The organism is uncultured Tateyamaria sp. (assembly GCF_947494755.1).
Taxonomy (GTDB): Bacteria; Pseudomonadota; Alphaproteobacteria; order Rhodobacterales; family Rhodobacteraceae; genus Tateyamaria.
Genome location: NZ_CANLVZ010000033.1, coordinates 1 through 12,024, shown reverse-complemented (window position 1 = coordinate 12,024; position 12,024 = coordinate 1). Strand labels below are relative to the sequence as shown.

Sequence of the window (12,024 nt, the reverse complement as noted above, 5' to 3'; positions counted from 1 at the left end):
TTCTCTTCATCGTCTGTCTCCTCAGTTGGAGAACAGGCTAACTCTAAATGCCGGACTTTTCAGGGGAGCAGGTCAATACGAATATGCTAACCGGTCAGAAGAGGACCAAAACCTGAACAGAGCTAACTTATAAACACGGACTCTCAGGGGAGCAGGTCAGGCGCTCACTTCGTTTTCACCGCTACACTGTCGTAGGCCTCTTCCAAATTGGCGAACGGCAAGTGCCGTCCGCCAACATGGTTTAGATGTCGATACGCTCTGCAATACTTAGAGCATCTTCTAGCTCAACGCCGAGGTAGCGCACCGTGCTATCAACCTTTGTATGGCCAAGCAGGAGTTGCACCGCGCGGAGGTTGCCTGTTTTGCGGTAGATTTCTGCAGCTTTGGTCCGACGAAGTGAATGAGTACCATAGCCACTGGGCTCCAATCCGATCGCTGTCACCCAATCACGAACAAGTCGACCGTATTGTCGCGTCGAGATATGGGGACGATCATGGAAACGGCTCGGGAACATAAAGCGGCAGCCAATCATTTCAGTTGATGTAACCCACGCAATGACGGTATCTCTTGTGTTTTCCGTCAGTTCGAACTGGACCGGTCTCTTGGTTTTGCTCTGGATCACCGAAACCCGTTCGCGCACACGATCATTCTTGACCAAGTCGGTCACGGTGAGTTTGACCAGATCACAGCCGCGCAGCTTGCTATCGATCGCAACGTTGAACAGCGCAAGGTCGCGAAGATGACCTGCAATTTCGAGCCGTGCGCGGATGGCCCAAACCTGCTTTGGCAATAGCGGTCGTTTCTGTCCGATGATCCGACCCTTGTTCCAAGCTCGGCGTTTCGGGGTGACTGCGGGAAGTTGGACTCTTGGCATGATTTGCCCTCTAAACCTCCCTCCAAACCCAGACATCAGCACCGCGCTGACGCCGAGAGCTTAGCATCGGATTGAATGGCCGTTGTCCGAAAGCTCAATTGCGTAGTATCTCTTCAGGTGCATTGGGCTGCAACCAGCCCATTTTAACGGATGTTGCGAAATTCACTAAATTCGGCTTGGTGAAGTGGTCCTTGCGATATTTTTTTAAATGTCCGGTTTCTTCTCCGCCACGGGACATTCAAATTCGAGCAGATGCAGCAATTTCCACGCTGCGAGCGCGCGCAGCAGGAAAACCGAATTCACACAATGGGGCTCCAAGCCGACCTTCGCTAAATGCAAAGGACCCCGGCGCGTCCGCCGAGGCCTTCCCTTTCCCAAACCAAAACGCGCTTACAGCAGCGCCTTGGCCTTCTCCACCACAACCTCTGCCGTGATCCCGAACTTCTCGAACAGCACGCCAGCGGGCGCAGACGCGCCGAAATCGTCCATGCCCACGAAGTCCGCCTTGTTCCACTTGCCCCGCTCGCCGACGAGCCAGCGGTCCCAGCCTTGCCGTACGGCGGCTTCGATCCCGATGCGAACCGCCCCTGCGGGCAACACCCGGCGGCGGTAGGCTTCGTCCTGCTGCGCGAACAACTCCATGCACGGCATCGACACGACGCGGGTGCCGATCCCGGCGTCTTCCAGCGTTTTGCGCGCCTCCAATGCCACGGACACTTCGGACCCGGTGGCGATCAGGATCACCTGCCGTTTCGCCTCGGCCTCGGCCAGCACATAGGCCCCTTGCGCGCTCATGTTCTTGAGCTTGTGTTCGGTGCGCACAGTGGGGATGCCTTGCCGGGTGAGCGAAAGGACCGAGGGCGTTTCGTGGGACGACAGCGCCAGTTCCCATGCCTCGGCCGTTTCCACCGCATCCGCCGGGCGGAACACATGCGTGTTGGGTGTCGCGCGGCTTATGGCGAGGTGTTCGACCGGCTGGTGGGTCGGCCCGTCCTCACCAAGGCCGATCGAGTCGTGCGTCATGACGAACACCGTCGGGATTTTCATCAGTGCCGCGAGCCGCATCGCGGGGCGCGCATAGTCGGTGAAGCACATGAACGTGCCGCCATAGGGGCGGATGCCGCCGTGCAGCGCCATGCCGTTCATCGCCGCGGCCATGCCATGTTCGCGGATGCCCCAGTAGATGTAGCGGCCCGAGCGGTTGTCGATGTCGAACACGCCCATGTCGCCCGTCTTGGTGTTGTTGGAGCCTGTCAAGTCAGCCGAGCCGCCCACGGTTTCGGGCATGACCGGATTGATGACCTCAAGCGTCTTCTCGGACGCGGCGCGGGTCGCGAGTTTGGGTGCCGCCTCGGACATCTGTTTCTTGAACGCCTTGATGGTGGCGGACAGTTTCTTGGGCACCTCGCGCGCCAAAGTCCGGTTGAAAAGCGCCTGCTTGTTGGCCGAAATCCCGGCAAAGCGGTCTTCCCATTCGGCGCGGGCGCTCGCGCCGCGTTTGCCGATCTCTTCCCAGGCTGATTTTACGTCGGTGGGCACATCAAAGGGGCCGGTCGTCCAGCCATAGGCGGATTTGGCGGCAGCCATCTGGTCGGCATCCGTCAGCGCGCCGTGGCCTTTGGATGTGTCTTGTGCTGCATGCCCAAGCGCGATGTGCGTCTTGCAGGCGATCATCGTGGGCTTGTTCTGGCCCTTGGCCTTGGTGATGGCCGCATCGATTGCGTCGGGGTCGTGCCCGTCGACCTCGATCACGGCCCATCCGGCGGATTTGAAGCGTTGGGGCTGGTCGGTTGCATCCGACAGGGTCACGGGGCCATCGATGGTGATGTTGTTGTTGTCCCAGAACACGATCAGCTTGGACAGCTTGTGCCGGCCTGCCAGCGTGATGGCCTCCTGGCTCACGCCTTCCATCAGACAGCCGTCACCGGCGATGACATAAGTGTGGTGGTCCACCACCTTCTTGCCGAAACGCGCGCGCAGAATTTCTTCGGCCATGGCGAAGCCGACGGAATTGGCGATTCCCTGACCCAGAGGGCCGGTGGTGGTCTCGATGCCCGAGGCGTGGCCGTATTCGGGGTGGCCCGCGGTGATCGCGCCCCATTGGCGGAAATCGCGCAGCTGCTGGATCGTCATGTCGGCGTAGCCTGTGAGGTGCAGCAGGGAATAAAGCAGCATGGAGCCGTGGCCGGCCGACAGGATGAAACGATCCCGGTCGGGCCAGTTGGGGGCAGAGGCGTCGAATTTCAGGTGCTTTTCGAACAGGACCGTGGCGACATCCGCCATGCCCATCGGCATGCCCGAATGGCCGGAATTGGCTGCGGCCACGGCGTCCAATGTGAGGGCGCGGATGGCGGTCGCTTTGGACCAGTGATCAGGATGGGCGGTGCGAAGGGCGGTGAGGTCCACGGGGTCAGATCCTTTGGGCAAGACGTTTTGAGGCTGCATATCAGCCAAGGCCCAAAGATCAAGGCGATCTCGCCGCGCGGGCTAGGTGGGGACCGGGACCCAAGCAGGAGCCAATGCGCACTTCAACGCCGCCCTGCAAGTCCCTGATCGCAAAGGGGGCGCATTTCGCAAATGCATTGGCTAGACTGGTGTCCAACCGCATCTTGCAGCGATTCGCATCGGTGCGTGCGGAAAAGACTTGGACGAGAAATTAACGAATTGTGCCAAAGGCACGGGGTAAGAGACGAGGGGACGGGCGTCGAGATGAGCGAGATTGATGCACTGCAACAACGGCTGACTGCCGCAATGGACCGGATTGCGACCCAGATGGGCGCGCTCGGGAGTGCGGGCGGGGGTGACACAGGCGCGCTTGAGGCCGCTTTGGAAGACGAACGGCTGGCCAATGCGCAACTGAATGAACGGGTGCGCAAACTGTCCGAAAAACAGGAAAGCGCCGCCCAGGCTGCCGCGGACGCCACCGCCGCCGCTCAGGAGCGGGTCGAGACGCTGGATCTGGAATTGCAGCGGTTGCGCAAGGCCAACGATCAGTTGCGCCAATCCAACGCGGCCCTGCGCCTGGCCAATGAAGAGGGCGTGGGCGAGCCGCATCTGATCAATAAAGCGATGATGGCCGAACTCGAAGCCCTGCGCGCCGCGCGGGCGGCAGATGTGGCCGAAGCCTCCAGCATCATAGGGGCCCTCGCGCCGCTGCTGGACGCCAAAGAGGAGGACGCCTGATGCCCGAAGTGACCATTTCCATCGGGGGCCGCCAATTTGCCGTGGCCTGTCAGGACGGCGAAGAGAACTACCTGCATGCCGCCGCCAAGATGCTGGATGACGAAGCGCAGGTGCTGGCCGATCAAGCGGGGCGGATGCCGGAGGCGCGAATGCTGCTGATGGCGGGGCTGATGCTGGCGGACAAGACCGCAAGCGTCGAGGACCGGATTTCCGAGGTCGAGGCAACGCTGGCCGAGCGCGAGGCCGAGTTGGAAGGGCTGCGCACCATGGGCGCGCCCGAGCCTGAGCGGATCGAAGTGCCCGTGATCCCGACGTCGGTGACCGAAACGCTGGCCGAATTGGCGGCGCGGGCGGAGGCACTGGCCGCAGAGGCCGAGGAAAGGACCGGATCCGCCTGAGCAAAACCCGAGGTGATCCAAAGGAAAGGCGGACCCAGAGACAGGGCCCGCCTTACGCTATCTTCGGTAAGGCGCACGTGTCGTGCGCCCGCCCGGATCAGCCGTTGGCCTCCCGGATTTTGTCCGCGGCGTCCTTGTCGTAGGTCACGCCATTTTCCTCGAACAACGTGTCCAACTCGCCCGACAGGGTCATTTCGGTGATGATGTCGCAGCCGCCCACAAACTCACCTTTGACATAGAGTTGCGGAATGGTGGGCCAGTCCGAAAACTCCTTGATGCCCGAGCGGATGTCTTCGTCGGCCAGCACGTTCACGTCCGAAAACTCGACACCCATATAGTTCAAAACGCCCGCCACGCGGCTGGAAAAGCCGCATTGGGGCATCGATTTCGTGCCTTTCATAAACAGCACCACGTCATTGGCCTGAATGGTCTCGGTGATGCGGGCGTTGGCGTCGCTCATGTCAGTCTTCTTTCTTGTTGTAGGCGCGGTGATAGCGCGCGGCATAGGTTTCATCTTCGGGCATCGGGGCCACGTAGGTGCTGGCGCGGCCCACACGCAGACCGTTTCGGCTGCGCACCGTGTTGACCCGCTCAAGCGCGTCGTTCTGGCGCGTGACCCGGTCGATCAGGTCCATGTCCATCGCCTCCATCCCAAGGGGAATGTCGCGAATTTGGTCCATCTCGGCCCGCCCCGGACGGCGCGCGGCCAGCGATTGGCGCGGCCCACGCCGAAAGGGGCGCATCAGGAGATCGACCCAAGCGGTCACGGGGCCTTGGTCGTCAGCGCGAGCGCGTGCAATTCGCCGTGGCTGCCATCCATCTTGCCCTTCAGCGCCTTGGTCACGGCCCGGTGCTGCTGCACCCGGTTCATATGTGCAAAGGATGCATCCACCACCTCGGCGGAATAATGATTCCCGTCCCCCGCCAAGTCGGTGATGGTGATCCGGGCATCGGGAAAACTCTCGCGGATCAACTCTTCGATCTCTTGGGCTTGCATCGGCATGGGGTGTCTCTCCGGGAACTGCTTGGTTCAGATTTAGGGCGGCAGGGGGGGCGGCGCAAGCATTTGCGCGTGCAACGGGCCTGTGCGCAGGATGGGCTTGTATCTGGCGGGGGCGGCGGACTACGATTCGGTCTGCCGCATTCCGCGCAAATCCTCACAGGACATGGCCCGCTATGACATCTCAGGAAACCGCCCCCGAACAGGCCCTCGCATGGGTGCGCGCCGGGCAGGGGGCTGCCATTGCCACCGTGATCGAGACTTGGGGCAGCGCCCCGCGTCGCGCAGGCGCGCAGATGGTGGTGTCGGGGGCTGGCGACATGATGGGCTCCGTCTCGGGCGGTTGCGTTGAGGGCGCGGTGGTTGTCGAGGCGATGGACGCGCTTGAGGACGGCGCGCCGCGCCTACTCGAATACGGGGTCAGCGATGGGGACGCCTTTGCGGTGGGCCTTGCCTGCGGTGGCACGATCAAGGTGCTGGTCGAACCCGTCGGAGCCGCCATGCCCGAGCAGATGTTGCAGGATCTTGTGGCGTCCCGTGCGGCGCGCACCCCGGTTGCCTATGTGGTCGACCTCGACACGTGGGCGCGCCGCCTTGACACGTCAGGGCATGACAGCCGCTTTGCTGCGGACCGCACAGGGGTGGACGAGGACGGGCGCACCTTTGTGGCCATTCACAACCCGCCTTTGCGGCTGGCCGTGGTTGGTGCGGTGCATATTGCCCAGGCCCTTGTGGCGATGGCGCGGATGGCGGGCTATGATCCTGTGGTGATCGACCCGCGCGAGGCCTTTGGCTCTGCCGCCCGCTTCCCGGGTGAAAGGGTCATCGATGACTGGCCGGATGAAGCGCTGGCCGAGGTCGGCCTTGATACCCGCACCGCCCTCGTCCTGCTGACCCACGATCCCAAGCTTGACGATCCGGCACTTCATCTCGCGCTGAACTCGGGGGCGTTCTATATCGGCGCGCTTGGGTCGCGGCGCACCCATGCCAAGCGGGTGGAGCGGCTGGAGGATGCGGGGTTTGCGCCCGAACAGGTCGCCCGCATCAAGGGGCCTGTGGGTCTCAACATCGGGGCCGCCAGCCCGGCAGAGATTGCAGTGTCGATCCTGGCCCAGATGATTGAAACGCTGCGGATGGCCAAATGATCTTTGGCCCCGTGGAGACGGCTGCGGCAGCGGGCGCGATACTGGCCCATTCCATGCCGGTGCCGGGCGGGCGCATTCCAAAGGGAACGACGCTGACCCCGGATCACCTGCGCGCCTTGGCCGAGGCGGGGTATGATCAGATCGTTGTGGCGCAGCTGCAACTCAGTGATGTGGAGGAAAACACGGCCGCCGCCCGTCTGGCCGCCGCCTTCGCGCCGACGCCCGAGCACGCGGGGCTGCGAATTAGTGCCGCAGGCGCAGGGCGCGTGAACCTTTACGCCACGGGTCCCGGCGTTGTCCGTCTGAATGTCGAGGCCGTGGATCGCGTCAACGCAGTCGATCCGATGATCACCCTCGCGACCGTCTCGCCATGGCACCGGGTCGAGGCGGGTACGATGATCGCAACGATCAAGATCATCTCTTACGCGGTGCCCGAAACGGCCCTGATCGCGGCCTGCGCCGCTGCACCGGGTGCGATTTCAGTGGTCCCTCCACAGTTTCAGACGGCCACGCTGATCGAAACGCAGGTTGGTGAGGCGACGCCAAACACCAAAGGGCGTGATGCACTCACGGGCCGTTTGGATCGCCTTGGGCTGACCTTGAGCGGTCGGTGCGTGGTGGCCCATGAGGTCGAGGCGTTGGCGCACGCGGTTGCGCAGGCCTCGGGGCAGGTGGTCTTTGTGCTGACCGCGTCGGCGACATCAGATACGTATGACGTGGCCCCCGAAGCGCTGCGCGCCGCGGGAGGGCAGGTCACCGCCTTTGGCCTGCCGGTCGATCCCGGTAATTTGCTGTTCTTTGGCCAGATCGACGCGCGCCCTGTCATCGGCTTGCCGGGCTGTGCCCGCTCGCCCGCGCTTAACGGGGCGGATTGGGTGCTCGAACGGCTGATCTGCGGCATCGCGCTTGGGCAGCAAGACATCTCGGCCATGGGGGTTGGTGGTTTGCTCAAGGAAATCCCGTCCCGGCCTCGTCCGCGCAGCGCGTGATGGTCGCGCCGCAACACCTGCACGGCATCTAACCGCCTGCACAATCTTGCGAATTGGAGAGAGGCGCAAAGTTTTAGGTTCTCAACTGCGAGACACCATGCTTAACTCCGATCCAAACCGAATAGACAAAAAGGGGAGGATGCTATGACACAGGTCAACATGACCGTGAACGGAAAGGCTGCGTCTGGCGACGTGGAGGGGCGCACGCTGTTGTCGTCATTCCTGCGCGATCAGCTGAAATTGACGGGCACCCATGTGGGATGTGACACGTCCCAGTGCGGGGCCTGTGTCGTGCACGTGGACGGCGTGGCGGTGAAATCCTGCACGATGCTGGCGGCTGAGGCGGACGGCGCAGAGGTGGCAACCATCGAAGGTCAGGCCAATCCCGACGGCTCGCTGAACGTGATCCAGCAGGCCTTTCAGGATCATCACGGGCTGCAATGCGGCTTTTGCACGCCGGGCATGGTGATGAGCACGGCGGCCTTGTTGAAAGACAACCCCAAACCCACCGAGACCGAAGTGCGCGCCTATCTCGAAGGCAATATCTGCCGCTGCACGGGATACCACAACATCGTCAAGGCAATCATGGCCGCGTCCGGTCAGGATGCCGGCGCGATTGCCGCAGAATAACAACGCGAATTCCTCGGCCCGGACATCCTTTCGGGCCGATCGTCAGCAGGCGCGCAAACAGGCGTGCCGCGCCAACAGGGAGGAATAGATATGCCAAAAGATGGTGGAATTGGTGCCAGCAGCAAGCGGCGCGAGGATGTGCGGTTTCTGACAGGGGTCGGAAACTACACGGATGATATCAACATTCACGGACAGGCGCATGTGTTCTTCCTGCGCTCTGATATGGCGCATGGAACGATTAACTCGGTCGATACATCAGCAGCGTCCGGCATGCCCGGTGTGGTCCAGATCTTTACCGGGGCGGATTTCGAGGCCGTCGGTTCGATCCCCTGCGGCTGGCAGGTGACGGACAAGCACGGCGAAGTCATGCAGGAACCGCGCCATCCCGTGCTGGCCCATGGCAAGGTGCGCCATGTGGGTGAACCCATCGCCGCCGTTGTGGCCGAGACGCTGGAACAGGCGCGTGATGCCGCCGAGGCGATCAAGCTTGATATCTCAGAACTGCCTGCCGTGGTGGACATGAAGGATGCGCTGAAAGAGGGTGCCACCAAGGTCCACGACGATCTGAACAACAACCTGTGTTACGACTGGGGCTTTGTCGAAGAGAACAAGGCCGCGACCGACAAGGCATTCGAGGACGCCGCCCACGTCACGACGCTGGAACTGGTCAACAACCGGCTCGTCGCCAACCCGATGGAGCCGCGCGTGGCGGTGGGCGATTATGCCCGTGGCACCGATGAGCACACGCTTTATACCACCTCGCAGAACCCGCACGTGATCCGCCTGTTGATGGGCGCCTTTGTGCTTGGCATCCCCGAACACAAGCTGCGCGTCGTGGCACCTGATGTGGGTGGTGGTTTTGGAACCAAGATCTTCCACTATCAGGAAGAGGCGTTTTGCACATTCGCCGCCAAGGCTTGCAACCGGCCTGTGAAATGGACCTCGTCCCGCTCAGAAGCGTTCGTGTCGGACGCCCATGGCCGCGATCACGTGACGAAGATCGAACTGGCGCTGGACGCGGACAACAACTTCACCGCACTCCGCACCGAAACGCACGCCAACATGGGCGCGTATCTGTCGACCTTTGCACCATCGGTGCCCACATGGCTTCATGGCACGCTGATGGCCGGGAACTACAAAACCCCGCTGATCTATGTGAACGTGAAGGCGGTGTTCACCAATACCGTCCCGGTGGACGCCTATCGCGGGGCAGGCCGCCCCGAGGCGACATTCCAGCTTGAGCGTGTGGTGGACAAAGCCGCGCGCGAGTTGGGCGTCGATCCGGTCGCGCTGCGCCGTCAGAATTTCATTACCGAGTTCCCTTATGCCACACCCGTGGCCGTCGAGTATGACACCGGCGACTATCACGCCACGATGGACAAACTTGAATCGATGATCGACCGCGATGGCTTTGCTGCGCGCCGTGCCGAGAGCGAGAAGAACGGCAAGCTGCGGGGCCTTGGGGTCAATTGTTATATCGAGGCGTGCGGGATCGCGCCCTCGAACCTCGTGGGCCAGTTGGGCGCACGTGCGGGGCTTTATGAAAGTGCGACCGTGCGGGTGAACGCGACCGGTGGGCTGGTTGTGATGACCGGCAGTCACAGCCACGGGCAAGGGCACGAGACGTCGTTCGCCCAAGTCGTCGCCGACATGATCGGCATTGATGAAAACATGGTCGAGATTGTGCATGGCGACACGTCCAAAGTGCCGATGGGCATGGGCACCTATGGCTCGCGCTCGCTTGCGGTGGGTGGATCGGCCATGGTGCGTGCCACGGAGAAGATCATCAACAAGGCCAAGAAGATCGCCTCCCACCTGCTTGAAGCCTCCGAAGGGGATATTGAGCTAAAGGATGGCGCATTCTCGGTCGCGGGCACGGACAAGTCCGTGGCCTGGGGAGATGTAACCCTGGCGGCTTATGTGCCCCACAACTACCCGCTTGAGGATATTGAGCCGGGTCTGGAAGAGACGGCCTTTTACGATCCGTCAAACTTCACATATCCTTCAGGGGCCTATGCATGTGAAGTTGAAGTGGATCCCGACACCGGCAAGGTCACCATCGAACGCTTTGCAGCGGCTGATGACTTTGGCAATATCGTCAACCCGATGATCGTGACCGGGCAGGTCCATGGCGGGCTTGCGCAGGGGATCGGGCAGGCGCTGCTTGAAAACTGTTCCTATGACGAGAACGGCCAGTTGCTGAGCGCGTCCTACATGGATTACGCGATGCCACGGGCCGATGATCTGCCGATGTTCGATGTGGATCATTCCTGTCAGACGCCGTGCACCCATAACCCGCTTGGGGTGAAAGGCTGCGGAGAAGCGGGCGCGATTGGCTCGCCCCCATCGGTTGTGAATGCGGTGGTCGATGCGCTGCAATCGGCGGGCAAGGATGTCACCCATATCGACATGCCGCTGTCGCCCGACCGCGTTTGGGCTGCGATGCAATAGGATGAGAATGCGGGACTGGGGCGCTGCCCCAGACCCCGCGGTTTATCTGGCGAATTGAAGATGGATCATTGCGCCAAGAAGAAGGACTGAGAGATGTATAATTTCGAATTTGAAAAGCCCGAGACGGTTGCGGATGCGGTCGCTGCATTGGGGGCAGAGGATGCGCAGGCGCTTGGTGGCGGCCAGACCCTGATCCCGACGTTGAAACAGCGTCTTGCCAGCCCCAGCACCTTGGTGAGCCTCAAGAACATCGCCGAGATGCAGGGCGTGTGCAAAGGCGATGACGGATCGATCTGTATTGGCGGGGCGACAAATCACGCCACTGTCGCAGCCGAAGCGGGCGATTACCCGGCCCTGGCCGAAACGGCAGCCCACATTGGGGACCCTGCGGTGCGCAATCGTGGCACCATCGGCGGATCACTGGCCAATAATGACCCTTCTGCCTGCTATCCTGCGGCGGCACTGGCCTCTGGTGCCACTATTGTCACCAACAGCCGCGAGATTGCCGCAGATGACTATTTTCAGGGCATGTTCACCACGGCACTGGAGGAGGGTGAGATCGTCACCGAGGTTCGCTTTCCCGTTCCTGAAAAGGCCAACTATCAGAAGTTCGTTCAGCCGGCGTCACGGTTTGCATTGGTGGGGGTTTTCGTCGCGAAGTACAGCGATGGCGTGCGCGTTGCCATTACCGGTGCGTCCAATGACGGTGTGTTTCGGTGGGCCGAGGCCGAGGCGGCCCTGTCCGCCAATTTCGCGCCCGAGGCGCTCGACGGTCTGAGCCTGAGTGGCGATGATATGATCAGCGATCTCCACGGCACCGGTGCCTATCGCGCGCATCTGTGCGGTGTGATGACCAAGCGCGCGGTGGCGGCTGCGGCCTGATCTCTCTGACGATCTTGCATCTTTGAAAAGCCCCGTTTGCGCGGGGCTTTTTGCATGTTCGGGGTGTGCGACCGGAACCAAGACCGATTGTCGCACGTTGGTTAGGGATTCAGTTGTGAGGAAGATCAGATATGAACACGTTCAGAAACTCGACCGCGATACTGGCATTGGCGGCTGCGCTGGCGGCCCCGGCGGCACTGCAGGCGCAAACGGCTGAGGGTGAAACGACGGACCCGCAGGAAGTGTTGGACGCGCTGGAAGAGACGGCGGAGGCGGCTGAAGCCGCATCTGAGGAGGTGCTGGACGAAGCGGCGCTTGAGGCGGAGATCGAGGCAGCCAAACAGGCGGAATTGGCAGCTGAGGCGGCGGAGCAGGCCGAGTTGGCGGCGCAGGCAGCGGCTGAGGCCGAAGCGGCGGAGCAGGCCGAGTTGGCGGCGCAGGCAGCGGCTGAGGCCGAAGCGGCGGAGCAGGC

The 12,024-nt window shown here is 62.0% G+C and carries 13 protein-coding genes; 8 read left to right on the top strand and 5 right to left on the bottom strand.

The features are described 5' to 3' along the window. Positions 1-241 precede the first annotated feature (241 nt). The gene (locus Q0908_RS20125) at positions 242-874 is read right to left on the bottom strand and encodes a tyrosine-type recombinase/integrase (protein ID WP_299289049.1); all 633 of its coding nucleotides are present in this window, start codon (positions 872-874) and stop codon (positions 242-244) included. A gap of 390 nt (positions 875-1,264) precedes the next feature. Then, positions 1,265-3,280: a transketolase gene (tkt, locus tag Q0908_RS20120; protein WP_299289046.1), complete on the bottom strand. Its 2,016-nt coding sequence runs from the start codon at positions 3,278-3,280 to the stop codon at positions 1,265-1,267. A gap of 303 nt (positions 3,281-3,583) precedes the next feature. Between tkt and Q0908_RS20115 the strand changes: the two genes are divergently transcribed. Continuing rightward, positions 3,584-4,057, top strand: a complete 474-nt coding sequence (locus tag Q0908_RS20115; protein ID WP_299289043.1) for a hypothetical protein — start codon at positions 3,584-3,586, stop codon at positions 4,055-4,057. Next, complete coding sequence (locus Q0908_RS20110; RefSeq protein ID WP_299289040.1) at positions 4,057-4,455, top strand: cell division protein ZapA; 399 nt, start codon at positions 4,057-4,059, stop codon at positions 4,453-4,455. Before Q0908_RS20115 ends, Q0908_RS20110 begins: the two co-directional genes overlap by 1 nt. Positions 4,456-4,552: 97 nt before the next feature. Here the strand turns inward: Q0908_RS20110 and grxD are convergent, their stop codons facing one another. From grxD to Q0908_RS20095, 3 genes are read right to left on the bottom strand one after another with little or no spacing between them, the layout of a single operon-like run. Continuing rightward, positions 4,553-4,915: a Grx4 family monothiol glutaredoxin gene (gene grxD, locus Q0908_RS20105; protein ID WP_299289037.1), complete on the bottom strand. Its 363-nt coding sequence runs from the start codon at positions 4,913-4,915 to the stop codon at positions 4,553-4,555. Position 4,916: 1 nt separating this feature from the next. Next, positions 4,917-5,222, bottom strand: a complete 306-nt coding sequence (locus tag Q0908_RS20100; protein ID WP_299289035.1) for a hypothetical protein — start codon at positions 5,220-5,222, stop codon at positions 4,917-4,919. Further along, positions 5,219-5,458, bottom strand: coding sequence for a BolA/IbaG family iron-sulfur metabolism protein (locus Q0908_RS20095; protein WP_299289032.1), 240 nt, complete (start codon positions 5,456-5,458; stop codon positions 5,219-5,221). Before Q0908_RS20095 ends, Q0908_RS20100 begins: the two co-directional genes overlap by 4 nt. 173 nt (positions 5,459-5,631) lie before the next feature. Between Q0908_RS20095 and Q0908_RS20090 the strand changes: the two genes are divergently transcribed. From Q0908_RS20090 to Q0908_RS20065, 6 genes are all read left to right on the top strand, one after another. Next, positions 5,632-6,600, top strand: coding sequence for an XdhC/CoxI family protein (locus Q0908_RS20090; RefSeq protein WP_299289029.1), 969 nt, complete (start codon positions 5,632-5,634; stop codon positions 6,598-6,600). Next, positions 6,597-7,589 (top strand): molybdopterin-binding protein, encoded by a 993-nt coding sequence (locus Q0908_RS20085; protein WP_299289026.1) that lies wholly within the window; start codon positions 6,597-6,599, stop codon positions 7,587-7,589. Before Q0908_RS20090 ends, Q0908_RS20085 begins: the two co-directional genes overlap by 4 nt. Before the next feature lie 144 nt (positions 7,590-7,733). Beyond that, entirely contained in the window at positions 7,734-8,219 is a 486-nt protein-coding gene (locus tag Q0908_RS20080; protein WP_299289023.1) for a (2Fe-2S)-binding protein, read from the top strand. A gap of 90 nt (positions 8,220-8,309) precedes the next feature. Continuing rightward, positions 8,310-10,670 (top strand): xanthine dehydrogenase family protein molybdopterin-binding subunit, encoded by a 2,361-nt coding sequence (locus Q0908_RS20075; protein ID WP_299289020.1) that lies wholly within the window; start codon positions 8,310-8,312, stop codon positions 10,668-10,670. A 93-nt stretch (positions 10,671-10,763) separates the two neighbouring features. Continuing rightward, positions 10,764-11,552, top strand: coding sequence for a xanthine dehydrogenase family protein subunit M (locus tag Q0908_RS20070; protein ID WP_299289017.1), 789 nt, complete (start codon positions 10,764-10,766; stop codon positions 11,550-11,552). Positions 11,553-11,683: 131 nt separating this feature from the next. Beyond that, positions 11,684-12,024 (top strand): hypothetical protein (locus Q0908_RS20065; protein ID WP_299289014.1); only part of this gene is annotated, 341 nt, incomplete at its 3' end.